Raw genomic sequence first — 14744 nt, forward strand, 5'->3', positions numbered from 1 at the left:
GGCACGTATCACGCCGCCCCGCCCCCGCCCCGATACGGATCGACCTCACTGCTGGCCCAAGCGAAACCTCCCGACTGGCGCTACCGTCAAAAACGAGCGCTCACTAACGTGTCGATACCGCGAACCGCATGCGCGCCAGCGCCTTGCGGCACGCCCACCATTCGACAGGAGACACGTCATGTCAGACACGCTCACCGCCCCCGTCACGGCCGCCACGCTCGCGGCGTTTTCCGACGCCTTCAACCGGCACGACGCCCATGCATTGATGGGCTTCATGACCGAGGACTGCGTGTTCGACGCGGCCGGCGGCCCCGAGATCCACGGCACGCGCTTCGTCGGCCGCGACGCGGTGCGCGCCGCGTTCGAGGCGGTCTTCAAGACCTTTCCCGACGCGCACTGGGGGCACGGCCGCCACTACGTCGCCGGCGAGCGCGGCGTATCCGAGTGGGTGTTCACCGGCACGCACGCCGAAGGCTGGCGCATCGAGGCCGAAGGCTGCGACCTGTTCGAATTCCGTGACGGATTGATCGCCGTCAAGCGCGCGTTCCGCAAGGAACGGCCGAAACAGCCGGCCTGAGCGCGCACGCCTCGCGCATCGTCCGGGCACGCCGCCCGACGCGCATTTTGAAACGAATCATTCCATTTCATTCCACATTCCCCGCCAGCGGGCGGAATGACTTGACCGGCTTTTCGCCGCACATAGCATCTGGAACGAGATGTTCCATTCATTGAACGATCGGAGACAACCCATGAGCGACCAAACCACTTCCCCGCGCGTGACGGCCAGCGGCCCGCAGGACATGACGCCGTCCGAAGCCTTCGTCGAGACCCTCGCGGCCAACGGCGTGACCGACATGTTCGGCATCATGGGCTCCGCGTTCATGGACGCGATGGACATCTTCGCGCCGGCCGGCATCCGCCTGATCCCGGTCGTGCACGAACAGGGCGCGGGCCACATGGCCGACGGCTATGCCCGCGTGTCGGGCCGCCACGGCGTCGTGATCGGCCAGAACGGCCCCGGCATCAGCAACTGCGTGACGGCGATCGCGGCCGCGTACTGGGCGCACAGCCCGGTCGTGATCGTCACGCCGGAGGCCGGCACGATGGGCATCGGCCTCGGCGGCTTCCAGGAAGCGAACCAGTTGCCGATGTTCCAGGAGTTCACGAAGTACCAGGGCCACGTCACGCACCCGGCGCGGATGGCCGAGTTCACCGCGCGCTGCTTCGACCGCGCGCAGGCCGAGATGGGTCCGACGCAGCTGAACATCCCGCGCGACTACTTCTACGGCAAGGTCAAGGTCGAGATCCCGCAACCGCGCCGGCTCGATCGCGGCGCCGGCGGCGAACAGAGCCTGGACGACGCGGCCGAACTGATCGCGCAGGCGAAGTTCCCGGTGATCATCTCGGGCGGCGGGGTCGTGATGGCCGACGCGATCGAGGAATGCAAGGCGCTCGCCGAACGGCTCGGCGCGCCGGTCGTCAACAGCTACCTGCACAACGATTCGTTCCCGGCGAACCACCCGCTGTGGTGCGGCCCGCTCGGCTACCAGGGCTCGAAGGCGGCGATGAAGCTGCTGTCGCGCGCGGACGTCGTGATCGCGCTCGGCTCGCGTCTCGGGCCGTTCGGCACGCTGCCGCAGCACGGGATGGACTACTGGCCGAAGGACGCGAAGATCATCCAGATCGACGCCGACCACAAGATGCTCGGCCTCGTGAAGAAGATTTCGGTCGGCATCTGCGGCGATGCGAAGGCCGCGGCCGTCGCGCTCGTGCAGCGCCTGGCGGGCCGCACGCTCGCGAGCGACGCATCGCGCGGCGAACGCGCCGACCAGATCGCGACCGAAAAGGCCGCGTGGGAAAAGGAACTCGACGACTGGACGCACGAGCGCGACGCGTACAGCCTCGACATGATCGAGGAGCAGAAGCACGAGAAGCCGTTCAGCGGCGGCCAGTACCTGCACCCGCGCCAGGTGCTGCGCGAGCTCGAGAAGGCGATGCCCGAGGACGTGATGGTGTCGACCGACATCGGCAACATCAACTCGGTCGCGAACAGCTACCTGCGCTTCAACAAGCCGCGCAGCTTCTTCGCGGCGATGAGCTGGGGCAACTGCGGCTATGCGTTCCCGACGATCATCGGCGCGAAGGTCGCCGCGCCGCACCGCCCGGCCGTGTCGTATGCGGGCGACGGCGCATGGGGCATGAGCCTGATGGAAACGATGACCTGCGTGCGCCACCGCATCCCGGTGACGGCCGTGGTGTTCCACAACCGTCAGTGGGGCGCGGAGAAGAAGAACCAGGTCGACTTCTACGACCGCCGCTTCGTCGCGGGCGAACTCGACAACCAGAGCTTCGCGGCGATCGCGCGTGCGATGGGCGCCGAAGGCATCACGGTCGACCGTCTCGAGGACGTCGGCCCGGCGCTCAAGCGCGCGATCGACATGCAGATGAACGAAGGCAAGACGACGATCATCGAGATCATGTGCACGCGCGAGCTCGGCGATCCGTTCCGCCGCGACGCGCTGTCGAAGCCGGTGCGCATGCTCGACAAGTACAAGGACTACGTGTGACGCCGCGTCGCTGACGCGCCCCGCCGCCGGTCGTGCGCCCCTCTCGCGCGGCCGGCCTTCCGGCCGGACGCCGCGCCCCGTGCGGGCTGCCGCTTCCGGCCGTTTTTCTTTCCTTCCCGAGCGAACGATGAAAGCCCTCGACCGCATACTCGAATCCGCGCGCCGCCAGCCGATGCGCATCGCGCTGTGCGAAGCCGACGATCCGCGCGTGCTGCACGCCGCCGCGCGCGCGACGCGCGACGGCATCGCGCGGATCGTGCTCGTCGGCCGCCGCGCGGCGATCCACGCGGCGGCCGCGCGCGACGCGATCGATCTCGACGGCATGACGCTCGTCGATCCGGCCGTCGCGCCGCGCCGCGACGCATATGCCGACGCGCTGCACGCACTGCGCAAAGGCAAGGGCATGACGGCGGACGCCGCGCGCGACGCGGTGCTCGACCCGCTCTGCCACGCGAACCTGATGGTGCGGCTCGGCGACGCCGACGGTTCGGTCGCGGGCGCCGTGCACGCGACGGCCGACGTCGTGCGCGCGGCGATCCAGCTGATCGGCGTCGATCCGGCGTTCCGGATCGTGTCGAGCTTCTTCCTGATGATGCTGTGCGAGCCGTTCCACACGATCAAGGGCGGGCTGATCTTCTCCGACTGCGCGCTGGTCGTCGATCCGGACGCCGGCCAGCTCGCCGAGATCGCGATGGCCGCCGCCGACAGCGCGCACGCGCTGCTCGGCGAGGCGCCGCGCGTCGCGATGCTGTCGTTCTCGACGAGCGGCAGCGCGCATCACGCGGCCGTCGACAAGGTGACCGAGGCGACCGCGCGCGTGCGCGAGCGGCGCCCCGCGCTCGCGATCGACGGCGACGTGCAGCTCGACGCGGCGATCGTCGCGGAGATCGCCGAGCGCAAGATCGTGCATTCGCAGGTGGGCGGCCATGCGAACGTGCTCGTGTTCCCGAGCCTCGAAGCCGGCAATATCGGCTACAAGCTCGCCGAGCGGATCGGCCGCGCGAAAGCCGTCGGCCCGCTGCTGCAGGGGCTGCGCCGGCCCGCGAACGACCTGTCGCGCGGTTGCAGCGCCGACGACGTGTACCACGTGATCGCGACGACCACCGTGCAGGCCCAGGCGGCCGCGCGGCGCGCCGCAGCCGGCGAGGCCGCGCCCGCATGACGGCCGACAAACTGGCGATCCTGATCGCGGTGATCGGCGCCGGCAGCTATTTCCAGACGGTGACGGGCTTCGGGCTCGGGATGATCGTGATGGGCGCGACGAGCGGGTTCGGGCTCGCGCCGCTCGCGACCGTCGCGACGCTGATGAGCATCGTGTCGCTCGCGAACGGCGCGACCGCGCTGCCGGGCCGGCTGCATCACATCGACTGGCGCGCGGTGGGCGCGGCCACCCTCGGCATTCTGCCCTCGGTCGTCGCCGGCGTGGTGCTGCTCGAATGCCTGAGCCGCTCCGCCGCCGATCTCCTGCAACTGATCCTCGGCGCGGTCGTGCTGTACGGCGGCCTGAGCGCGGCGCTGCGCCCCGCGCCGCTCACGGCGCGCTCGGACAACCGCAGCTTCTTCGTCAGCGGCCTGTTCGGCGGCTTGCTGAGCGGGATGTTCGGCGTGTCGGGCCCGCCGCTGATCTTCCAGTTCTACCGGCAGCCGCTGACGCTCGTGCAGATCCGCTGCGCGCTGATCGTGCTGTTCACGACGACCTCGGCCACCCGCGTGCTCACCAGCGCATGCGAAGGCCAGCTCGACCGCGACATCTGGCTGCTGGCCGCGCTCGCGACGCCGGTCGTGATGTTGACGACGGTCGCCGCGCGCCGCTACCCGCCGCCGCTGTCGGCGGTCGCATTGCGCCGGCTCGCGTTCGGCGTGCTGACGGCGATCGGCGTCGGGCTGATCGCGACCGCATTGCCGCCGCTGCTGCACGGCGCGTGACGCCGCGCGGCACTCGCCGCGACGCACCGCATCGCAGCGAACCGCGCCCGCGCCCGCGCATCGCCGCAACCGCAACCGCAGCCACGGCCGTATCCGCTGTCGTCCTCCGCGTCACCGCCGCGCGCCGATCCAGCCGGCGATTTCGACGAGCCGCTTCATGTCGGGCGCGGACGCGAGATCGATCGCGAGCCGGTGCCGGTAGTACGGGCCGAGATCGAGCCCGACGCCGAGCCCCAGCACCTCGACGCGGCCGGCCGCCGACTGGCGCGCGACCACCTGCTTCAGATGATTGTCGAGGTAGTACGGATCGTTCGCGAGCGCCGTCGCGCCGTCCATCGGGCTGCCGTCCGAAATCACGACCAGGATCCTGCGCGCCTCCGGCCGCGCCGCGAGCCGCGCGCACGCCCACTCGACCGCCTCGCCGTCGACGCCTTCGCGAAACAGGTCGGACTTGAACAGCGCGGCAATGCCCGTGCGCGCATGCCGCCAGCGCGTGTCCGCATCCTTGAACACGAGATGGCCGGTTTCGTTGAGCCGCCCCGGGTGGCGCGGCTTGCCGCGCGCGAGCCAGTCCTGCCGCGCGCGACCGCCGTTCCACGCGAGCGTCGTGAAGCCGAGCACTTCGGTCGCGAGGCCCGCCGCGTCGCCCGCGCGCGCCAGCGTGTCGACCATCAGCGCGACGCCGTCGATCCACGCCTTCATCGACCCCGAGCAGTCGATCAGGAACGCGAGCACGCAGTCGGCGCGCGGCCGCACGCGTTCGAGCCGGAACAGCCGCCGCTCGGCCGGCGAACTGACGAGCTGCGCGAGCCGGCGGCCGTCGAGACGGCCATGCTCCTCGCCGAACGACCAGCCGTCGGCCTGCGGCACGACGAGCGCCGCGCGCAGCACGCGCGCGAGCCGCGTGACGTGAATCCGCTGCGCGGCCGCCTGCGCGTCGAGCCGCTCGCGATACGTGCGCAGCAGCGCCGCGCGGATCTGCGCGGCCGGCCGGAATTCGCGGTCGTAACGCGTCGTGTACGCGCGATAGACGGCATCGCCGCCGTGCAGCACGACGCTGTCGCCCGTCTCCACGAGCGCGGGCAAGTCGATGCCTGTCTCGTCGAAGTCGACCCACAGCGAGAATTGCGTCAGCGCGTCGTCCTGCCGGCGCGCGTCTTCCGCCTCCGTGTCGACGACGGCCGCGCGCGCGTCGCGGATCATCGCCGCAATGCGCCGCGCGAGCGCCCGCGCATGCTCCGCGAAGGCGCGCTGGTCGTGCCGGCAGCGCCGCAGCCCGGCGAGCGGCGTGCCGATCTCCGGCACGATCGCGGCGCGCGGCGCTTCGATCAGGTCTTCCGTTTCCGCGAGCACCGGCCAGCCCGTCAGCCGCGACCAGGCGATCTGCGCGACCGTGTACACGAGGATCCCGACATGCGTGTCGGCCTGCCCCGACCGATGAAACGCGCGCGACCAGGTTTCGAAGCGATGCCGCAGGTTCTGCACGACGCCGCGCAGCGCGGGCGGCGCCAGCGATTCGCAGCGCAGTTGCTCGAGCAGCTCGAACAGCACGCGTTCGACCGGATCGTCGCCGGAGAGCGTGCGATGCAGTTCCGCATCCGAGTGCAGGATGCGCAGCGCGGCGCCGTCGGCCGCGCCACGCCACGACGCGGGATCGTCGTCGGCCTGCGCGCGCAGGTGCGGCGCATGGATCGGCAGCGGCCGCAGGTCGCGGCACACGCGGCCCGCGCGGTAATGCAGCGTCGCGTCCCGCGTCAGCGCGCGCACGGTCGACGCGCCCAGCGCCTCGCGCGCCGAGGCGCGGCGCGCGGCGTCGCGATCGGTGCTCACCGTCCCGCTCCGGGCCCGTTGCCGCCGGCGCGCGACGCGACCGCCAGCTCCTCGCCGAAACAGCGCTGGTAATACTCGGCGACGACGGGCCGCTCCGCGTCGTCGCACTTGTTCAGGAACGTGAGCCGGAACGCGAGCGCCGGATCGCGAAAGATCCCGCAGTTCTCGGCCCAGTCGATCACCGTGCGCGGCGACATCAGCGTCGACAGGTCGCCGGTCGCGAAGCCGTTGCGCGTCAGCTCCGCGAGGCTCACCATCGATTCGATCAACGGGCGGCCGGCATCGTCCGCGAGCGCCGGCACGCGCGCGCGCACGATGCCGATCTCCTCGTCGCGCGGCAGATAGTCGAGCGTCGCGACCACGTTCCAGCGGTCCATCTGCGCGTGGTTGAGCATCTGCGTGCCGTGATAGAGCCCGTTCAGGTTGCCGAGCCCGACGGTGTTCGCGGTCGCGAACAGCCGGAACGACGGATGCGGATGGATCACGCGGTTCTGGTCGAGCAGCGTGAACTTGCCGTCGCGCTCCAGGATCCGCTGGATCACGAACATCACGTCGGGCCGCCCCGCGTCGTATTCGTCGAAGATCAGCGCGACGGGCCGCTGCAGCGCCCACGGCACGATCCCCTCCTGGAACTCGGTCACCTGCACGTCGTCGCGCACGACGATCGCGTCCTTGCCGACCAGGTCGAGCCGGCTGACGTGGCCGTCGAGGTTCACGCGCACGCACGGCCAGTTCAGCCGCGCCGCGACCTGCTCGATGTGCGTCGACTTGCCGGTGCCGTGCATCCCCTGCACGAGCACGCGGCGGTTGCGCGCGAAGCCCGCGAGGATCGCGAGCGTGACGTCCGGGTTGAAACGGTATGCGTCGTCGATGTCGGGCACGTGATCGTCGCGCGCGCTGAACGCGGGCACCGTCAGGTCCGAATCGAAACCGAACCGTTCGCGGACCGACACCATGCAGTCCGGCTTGTTCGTCACCCCATCCATTGCGTTGCGCTCCTGTCGTCGCCTGTTGCGCGGGCGTCGTTCGCGCCCGCGTCGATCCTGCCGGCGGAACGCACGGTTCCGCCGCCGAAAATGCATGCCGCGCGGCCGCCCGCGCGCGGTCGCCCCGCCGGGGCGTTCGGTACAATGGCCGCAGTCCAGTTTCCGGAACGCCCGCCATGCTGCCCGCGGATACGCCCACGCTGCGCGCCTTCGCGCTGCTCGAACATCTCGTCCAGGCCGGCGAAGCCGTGTCGCTCGCCGATCTCGCGCGCGACGTCGATATCCCGAAGGCGTCGCTGCACCGCATGCTCGCGTCGCTGGAAGCCGGCGGCCTCGTGATCCGCGAGCCGGGCCGCAGGAACGCCTACGCGGTCGGCCCGCGCCTCGCCCGGCTCGGCACCGGCGTGATGCTGCATGCGGGCGCGCGCCGGCTGCGCCACGCGATCCTCGAACGGCTCGTCGCCGATCTCGGCGAAACCTGCAACCTGACCGCACTGCACGACACCGAAGTCGTCTATCTCGACCGCGTCGAGGCCGACTGGCCGCTGCGGCTCGACCTGAAGCCCGGCTCGCGCGTGCCCGCGCACTGCAGCGCCAGCGGCAAGCTCCTGCTCGCGCTGCTGCCGCGCGACGAACGCGCCGCGCTGGTGCGCGCGCTGGCGCTGCCGCGCTATACGCCGAACACGATCCCCGATCCCGAACTGCTCGAAGCCGAACTCGACCGCACCGCGCACACGCGCATCGCGATCGACAACGAGGAATTCGTCGCGGGCATCGTGTGCGTCGCCGCGCCGATCGTCGGCGACGACGGCGCCTGCCTCGCCGCGGTCGCCGTTCATGCGCCCGTGTCGCGCGCGCCGCTGTCGCGGCTGCTCGACCACGTGCCGCGCCTGCAGGAAGCGGCGCGCGCACTCGCGGCCACGTTCTAGCACCGGCCCGGCGCGGCGGCGCACGCGCACGGTCATGACGCGCGCTGGTAGTACAGGTTCTGCGGATGGCGCGCATCCGCGAAGAAGAACCAGCGTTCCGCGACCAGGCCCGCATACTGGATCACGAACGCCGCGCCGAGCGCGACGGCCGCCGCGGCCGACGTCGGCGCGAGCGCGCCCGCACCGGTCAGCACGAACGGCACCGCGAACGCGCCGGTCAGGAAGCCGGCCTTCACCGCGCGCAGCGTGCCGCTCGCCTGCCCGTGAAAGAACTCCTTCGTGTTGAACGCGCTGGCCGTGAAGCCGCGCGACTTCTGCTCGACCTTCGCGTGGCGGATCCCGGTCGCGCTCTGTACCGTCGACTTCGGCCGCAGCCGCGCATTGCGTGCGAGCGACGCGAGCCGCGCGACGCCGCCGGCCAGCGTCAGCACGCAGGCGGCCGCCGCGAGCCGGCCGACCAGTGCCGGCGCGAGCCACGCCGCGCAGGCCGTCGCGAGCGTGCACCCCGACGCGCAGCCGAGCAGCACGAAGTTCACGAGCGTCAGCGGGCTCGCCCATTCCTGCAGGAAGCGCAGGCACGCATAGATCATCGCGGTGCAGACGAACAACGCAATGCTCGCCAGCGCGCCGGCCGCGCCGATCAGCAGCGTTCCGGGCCAGCCGAACAGGTGCGCCGCGCCGTACGCGAACGCACACGCGAGAAACACCGGCAGCGCGATGCACTCGCGCGACAGCCACGACGTGCGCCACATCGCGATCGCGCGCCATGCGCGTTCGGGATGGCCAAGATGGAAGAACGATGCGAGCAGGCCGAGCGCGCCGAGCCCGACCGACAGCGCGGCGCCGGTCACGTAGAACGCGGCGGCCACGTCGAGGCCGGCCGGCCGCGCGAGCGCCTCGACGAGCACGAGCGTCAGCAGCAGGCCCTGTGCGGCGCCGCACAGCGTGGTGAGGAAAACGACCGAAAAGGCGGGACGCATGGAAACTCCGTCTGGTTCTGATGGACAGGCGGCGCACTCAGCGCCGCGTCGCGAGCGACACGAGATCGAGATCGCCGCGCGCCGCGCGCGCCTCGAACGACGCGCCTTCGTCGCGGCCGTCCGGGGCGTCGCCGCATCCGCCGGCGCCGCCGCACGCACACGACGCTTCGGTCTTCACGCGCGGCAGGTAGTGGTTCGACGGCCGCGTGCCCCACTCGGGCATCAGCGCATAGCCGCCGCGCTCGCGGATCGCGCGCGACACGTCCGACTCGGGATCGTGCACGTCGCCGAACAGGCGCGCCGACGTCGGGCACGCGAGCACGCAGGCCGGCTTGCGGTCGCGTTCGGCGAGCGCCGGGTTGTCGATGCGATCCGCGCACAGCGTGCACTTCGTCATCTCCTTGCGCCCTTCGTCGAGCTCGCGCGCGCCGTACGGGCAGGCCCATGCGCAGTACTTGCAGCCGATGCACTTGTCGTAGTCGACCAGCACGATCCCGTCCGACTTGCGCTTGTAGCTCGCGCCGGTCGGACACACCGGCACGCACGGCGGATCCTCGCAGTGCAGGCACGACTTCGGGAAATGGATCGTGTCGGTCAGCGGGAACACGCCGGCCTCGTAGGTCTGCACGCGGTTGAAGAACGTGCCGGACGGATCGTCGTCGTACGGGCGCAGATCGGCGAGACTGCCGGCTTCGCCCGACGTGTTCCACTCCTTGCAGCTCGTCACGCAGGCATGGCAGCCGACGCACACGTTCAGGTCGATGACGAGGGCCATCTGGGTCATGGTTGCACTCCTTCGCTCAGCGTTCGTCGGGCTTCGGGCCGGCCGACGCGGCGCGCCGCAGCCGCGCGGCGAATGCGCCGGTTCCCGCGAAATACGCCTGCACGCGCTGCAGCACGCGCGGCGTGCCGGGCAGCGCGGGCATCGGCGCGAACTGCGGCAGCGTCGTCGCGGCGTCGGCCTCGGCCGGATAGATCCGCACCCGCACGTCGTACCAGCCGGCCTGCCCCGTCACCGGGTCCGAATTCGACACCCGCGCACCGGCGCGCGCCGCATCCGGCAGCTCGTCGGTGATCACGTGGTTGAGCAGGAAGCCGCGCTGCGATTCGCCCGCCTGCGGGCCGAGGTTCCATGCGCCGGCCGCCTTGCCGATCGCGTTCCACGTCCACACGGTGCCGGGCTCGACGGCCTCGCTGTAACGCGCGCGGCAACGCACCTTGCCCCACGGCGATTCGACGTAGATCCACGCGCCGTCGTCGATCCGTTGCGCGGCGGCCGTCACGGGGTTCACGAACAGGTGGTTCTCGCCGTGGATCTGCCGCAGCCACGCGTTCTGCGAATCCCACGAGTGATACATCGCCATCGGCCGCTGCGTGATCGCCGCGAGCGGATAGCGGCCCGCATCGGTCAGCCCGCTCTCGAGCGACGGGTGCCAGAACGGCAGCGGATCGAAATGGCGCGCGATGCGCTCGCGCAGATGGTCGGGCGGCTGGCGGCCCGACGTGCGGCCCTGCGCGGCGAGCCGGAATTTCTGCATCACGTCCGAATAGAGCTGGATCACGATCGGCACGCCGAACTTGCGCATCCCGTTGTCGACCGCCCACTGCATGTACGGGCCGTTGCAGTTGCGCATGTACTGCAGCGCCTCCGGCAGCCGGTGGTGGTACACGCAGTTGTTCTCCGCGTAGCGCTTCCACTGGTCGGGATTCGGCTCGCCGACGACGGCCCGGTCGCCGTCCTTGCCGCGCCAGCCGATCAGGAAGCCGGTGCCGGAGTCCGGCGCGGTCTGGAAATTGACGACGAAATCCGGATAGTCGCGGTACTTGCGCTGCCCGTCCGCCGTCGTGAAGGCCGGGAACTTCAGCCGGCTCGCGAGTTCGATCAGCACCTCCTGGAACGGCTTGCACTCGCCGGTCGGCGGCACCACCGGCACGCGCACCGAATCGACCGGCCCGTCGAACTCGGAGATCGGCCGGTCGAGCACCGACATCACGTCGTGCCGTTCGAGGTAGGTCGTGTCGGGCAGGATCAGGTCGGCGAACGCCGTCATCTCCGACGCGAACGCGTCGCACACGACGAGGAACGGGATCCGGTATTCGCCGTCGTCGCGCCTGTCGACCAGCATCTTGCGCACTTCCGTCGTGTTCATCGACGAATTCCACGCCATGTTGGCCATGAAGATCAGCAGCGTGTCGATCGGATAGGGATCGCCGCGCCACGCATTGGTGATCACCGAATGCATGAGCCCGTGCACCGCGAGCGGGTACTCCCACGAGAACGCCTTGTCGAGCCGCGCGGGCGTACCGTCCGGATGGACGAACAGGTCCTCGGGGCCCGCCGGCCAGCCGAGCGGGCCGGTGGCGAGCGGCGTGTTCGGCCGGATCTGGTCGGGATCGTTCGGCGGTTTCGCCGAGGGCGGCACCGCACGCGGATACGGCGTCTTGTGCCGGAACCCGCCCGGCCGGTCGATCGTGCCCAGCAGCGACATCAGCACCGCGAGCGCGCGGATCGTCTGGAAGCCATTCGAATGCGCGGCGAGCCCGCGCATCGCATGAAACGCGATCGGCACGCCCTTCACCGTCGCATGGGTCTTGCCCCATGAATCGGTCCAGCGCACCGGCAGCTCGATCGCGTGCTCGCGCGCGACCGTCTCCATCTCGCGGGCCAGGCGGCGGATCGTGTCGGCCGCGATGCCGGTGATGTCGGCCGCCCATTCCGGCGTGCAGGCGGCCACCTGTTCGCGCAGCAGCGTGAACGACGGCGCGACGGGCGTGCCGTCGTCGAGCGTGTAGCGGCCGTCGAGCGCCGGCTCGGCGCCCTCGGTGTGGTGCAGCACCGCGCGGTTCGTCCTGCGGTCCCACCACATCCGGTTCTGCGGATACAGCGGGTTGAGTTCCGGCGCGCCGGCGTCGCGCACGAACAGCCCGAACGTGTCGGCGCCGTCGCGCCGGTCGACCAGCTCGGCCGCGTTCGTGAAGCGCGACACGAATTCGACGTCGAATGCATCGCGCGCGATCAGCTCGTGCATCAGCGCCATGAACAGCGCGCCGTCGGTGCCGGGGCGGATCGGAATCCATTCGTCGGCGATCGCCGCGTAGCCGGTGCGCACCGGGTTGATCGCGATGAAGCGGCCGCCCGCGCGCTTGAACTTGCCGAGCGCGATCTTCAGCGGATTCGAATGGTGATCCTCGGCGGTGCCGATCATGAAGAACAGCTTCGCGCGGTCGAGATCGGGACCGCCGAACTCCCAGAACGAGCCGCCGATCGTGTAGATCATCCCGGCCGCCATGTTCGCCGAGCAGAACCCGCCGTGCGCCGCATAGTTCGGTGTCCCGAACTGTTTCGCGAATAGGCCGGTCAGCGCCTGCATCTGGTCGCGGCCCGTAAACAACGCGAACCGCTTCGGGTCGGTCGCGCGCAGGTGCGCGAGGCGCTTTTCGAGCACGTCGAACGCGACCTCCCACGACACGGGCTCGAACTGCGCGTCGCCGCGCTCGGCGCCCGGCTTGCGCATCAGCGGCTGCGTGAGCCGCGCGGGCGAGTACTGCTTCATGATGCCCGACGAACCTTTCGCGCAGATGACGCCCTGGTTCAGCGGATGCTCAGGATTGCCGTCGATGTAGCGCACTTCGCCGTCGCGCAGGTGTACGCGGATGCCGCAGCGGCACGCGCACATGTAGCACGTCGTCGTCCTGACCTCGGCCTGCTCGTCGCGCTCGCGTGCCCGATGTTCCATCGTCTTCCTCGATCGCGGGTAACGGCGCGCCCTGCCGGGGCGCGCCCGTGAATCGGTTCATCCATGCTATGCCGGCAGGCGGCCGATATAAAGTCGCATCCGCCGATCGGTCCTATCGGTCGGCCCGATAGTTGGCCGCCCCGCCATCGGCGCGCCGCCGCCCCCCGCATGCGCGAAAGCCCGGCGCGCGCACCGGGCCTTCGGCGTCAGGCGCTGCCGCCCGTTACCGCGGCGGGTACGCCAGCAGTTCGCTGTCGTCCAGATGCTCGCGGCGGCCGCGGCGCGTCAGCCCGTATGCGACCACCAGCACGCCGAGGCTCGCGACGCCGAGCCACAGCGGCTTGCGCTGGTCCGGAATGAACGCCATGGCGACGAGGATGCCGAGCATGCCGACGATCGCAACCCAGGTGAGGTACGGGTACGCCCACATCTTCACGCGCAGCTTGCCGGCGGCGACCGGGTCGAGGCGCTTGCGCAGGCGCAGTTGCGAGAACGCGATCAGCACGTACACGAACAGCGCGACGGTGCCGTACGAGTTGACGAGGAACGCGAAGACGGTGTCGGGCGACACGTACGACATCACGACCGACACGTAGCCGAACACCGTGCCGAGCAGGATCGCGCGCACCGGCACGCCGCGCTTGTTGACCTTCGCGAGCGCGGCCGGCGCGTCGCCGTGGCGGGTCAGCGCGAACAGCATCCGCGACGCCGCGTACAGCCCCGAGTTGAGCGCGGACAACACCGCCGTCAGCACGATCGCGTTCATCACGTTGGCGGCGGCCGGCAGGCCCATCGCTTCCAGCGCGCTGACGTACGGCGTGGCCATCTGGTGCGAATTCCACGGCACCAGCGCGACGACGAGCGCGACCGAGCCGACGTAGAACACCAGCACGCGCGTGATCACCGAGTTGGTGGCCTTCGCGACGGCCTTGGCCGGTTCCTTCGCCTCGGCCGCCGCGATCGTCACGATCTCGGCGCCGAAGTAGAACCCGGTGGCCGCGACCGCCCCGCTCATCACCGGCCCGATGCCGAGCGGCATGAAGCCGCCGTGGCCGAGCAGAGTGGGCAGCACCGCCGTGGTGTGCAGCGACGCGGGCCACAGGCCGAGCACGTAGAGGCCGCCGAGGAACAGGAATACGATGATCGCGCCGACCTTGATCGACGAGAACCAGAATTCGAACTCGCCGTAGCTGCCGACCGAAATCAGGTTCGTGAGCGTCAGCACGATCAGCAGCGCGAGGCTGATGATCCAGGCCGGCGTATCGGGCAGCCAGAACTGGATCAGCTTGGCGCCCGCGACCGCCTCGAGCGCGACGACGATCACCCAGAAATACCAGTACATCCAGCCGGTCAGGAAGCCCGCCATCTTGCCGGGCCCGCGCCAGTTGCCGAACGCGAGCCGCGCGTATTCGTAGAACGAACCGACGGCCGGCATCGCGCACGCCATCTCGCCGAGCATCCGCATCACGAGCACGACCAGCCCGCCCGTGATCAGGAACGACAGGATCGCGGCCGGCCCGGTCTGCTGAATCACCACGCCGCTGCCGACGAACAGCCCGGCACCGATCACGCCGCCAAGCGCGATCATCGTCATGTGGCGCTGCTTGAGCCCACACTTGAGGTCACTCTGTTCCATCGAGGGTTGCATGTCTTCTCCATATCCAGTTGTCCGGCGCCGCCCGCGCGTCACCGTCGGGTGAACGCGAACGCAGCCGGCGACAGCGCGTGCAGGGCCGCAGCCCCGCCCGCACGGATTTGCGTTGCTGTTCTTGTATTGGGCGCCCCGGCG

11 protein-coding genes are annotated in these 14744 nt (G+C 70.3%); 5 read left to right on the top strand and 6 right to left on the bottom strand.

The annotated features are described in order from the left end of the window. The first annotated feature begins 178 nt into the window (after window positions 1–178). The 4 genes from GQ57_RS33565 to GQ57_RS33580 all read left to right on the top strand — a co-directional run bounded on the left by GQ57_RS33565 (window position 179) and on the right by GQ57_RS33580 (window position 4493). Window positions 179–577 (top strand): nuclear transport factor 2 family protein, encoded by a 399-nt coding sequence (locus tag GQ57_RS33565; protein WP_031401354.1) that lies wholly within the window; start codon window positions 179–181, stop codon window positions 575–577. Between the two features lie 172 nt (window positions 578–749). Continuing rightward, entirely contained in the window at window positions 750–2567 is a 1818-nt protein-coding gene (gene xsc, locus GQ57_RS33570) for a sulfoacetaldehyde acetyltransferase (RefSeq protein WP_031401355.1), read from the top strand. Window positions 2568–2694: 127 nt separating this feature from the next. Continuing rightward, window positions 2695–3729, top strand: a complete 1035-nt coding sequence (gene pta, locus GQ57_RS33575; RefSeq protein ID WP_034200119.1) for a phosphate acetyltransferase — start codon at window positions 2695–2697, stop codon at window positions 3727–3729. Next, on the top strand, window positions 3726–4493 hold the full coding sequence (locus GQ57_RS33580; protein ID WP_034200120.1) for a sulfite exporter TauE/SafE family protein: 768 nt from the start codon (window positions 3726–3728) through the stop codon (window positions 4491–4493). The genes pta and GQ57_RS33580 overlap by 4 nt, the downstream gene beginning before the upstream one ends. A gap of 111 nt (window positions 4494–4604) precedes the next feature. On the opposite strand, the gene GQ57_RS33585 is transcribed toward GQ57_RS33580, so the two are convergent. After that, the gene (locus tag GQ57_RS33585; RefSeq protein ID WP_034200121.1) at window positions 4605–6323 is read right to left on the bottom strand and encodes a cobaltochelatase CobT-related protein; all 1719 of its coding nucleotides are present in this window, start codon (window positions 6321–6323) and stop codon (window positions 4605–4607) included. Continuing rightward, a complete protein-coding gene (locus GQ57_RS33590; protein WP_031401359.1) occupies window positions 6320–7309 on the bottom strand; it encodes an AAA family ATPase in 990 nt (329 codons plus the stop codon). The genes GQ57_RS33585 and GQ57_RS33590 overlap by 4 nt, the downstream gene beginning before the upstream one ends. A 176-nt stretch (window positions 7310–7485) precedes the next feature. On the opposite strand from GQ57_RS33590, the gene GQ57_RS33595 reads away from it, so the two are divergent. Then, complete coding sequence (locus GQ57_RS33595; protein ID WP_034200122.1) at window positions 7486–8238, top strand: IclR family transcriptional regulator; 753 nt, start codon at window positions 7486–7488, stop codon at window positions 8236–8238. 32 nt (window positions 8239–8270) lie between these two features. On the opposite strand, the gene GQ57_RS33600 is transcribed toward GQ57_RS33595, so the two are convergent. The 4 genes from GQ57_RS33600 to GQ57_RS33615 all read right to left on the bottom strand — a co-directional run bounded on the left by GQ57_RS33600 (window position 8271) and on the right by GQ57_RS33615 (window position 14603). Further along, window positions 8271–9218, bottom strand: a complete 948-nt coding sequence (locus tag GQ57_RS33600) for a dimethyl sulfoxide reductase anchor subunit family protein (protein WP_031401361.1) — start codon at window positions 9216–9218, stop codon at window positions 8271–8273. A 37-nt stretch (window positions 9219–9255) separates the two neighbouring features. Continuing rightward, complete coding sequence (locus GQ57_RS33605; protein WP_031401362.1) at window positions 9256–10002, bottom strand: 4Fe-4S dicluster domain-containing protein; 747 nt, start codon at window positions 10000–10002, stop codon at window positions 9256–9258. A 16-nt stretch (window positions 10003–10018) separates the two neighbouring features. After that, window positions 10019–12955, bottom strand: coding sequence for a molybdopterin oxidoreductase family protein (locus GQ57_RS33610; protein WP_031401363.1), 2937 nt, complete (start codon window positions 12953–12955; stop codon window positions 10019–10021). 223 nt (window positions 12956–13178) lie between these two features. Beyond that, on the bottom strand, window positions 13179–14603 hold the full coding sequence (locus tag GQ57_RS33615; protein WP_034200123.1) for an amino acid permease: 1425 nt from the start codon (window positions 14601–14603) through the stop codon (window positions 13179–13181). Between the last annotated feature and the right edge of the window lie 141 nt (window positions 14604–14744).

This window comes from Burkholderia sp. MSh2 (genome assembly GCF_000731655.1).
Lineage (GTDB): Bacteria > Pseudomonadota > Gammaproteobacteria > Burkholderiales > Burkholderiaceae > Burkholderia > Burkholderia paludis.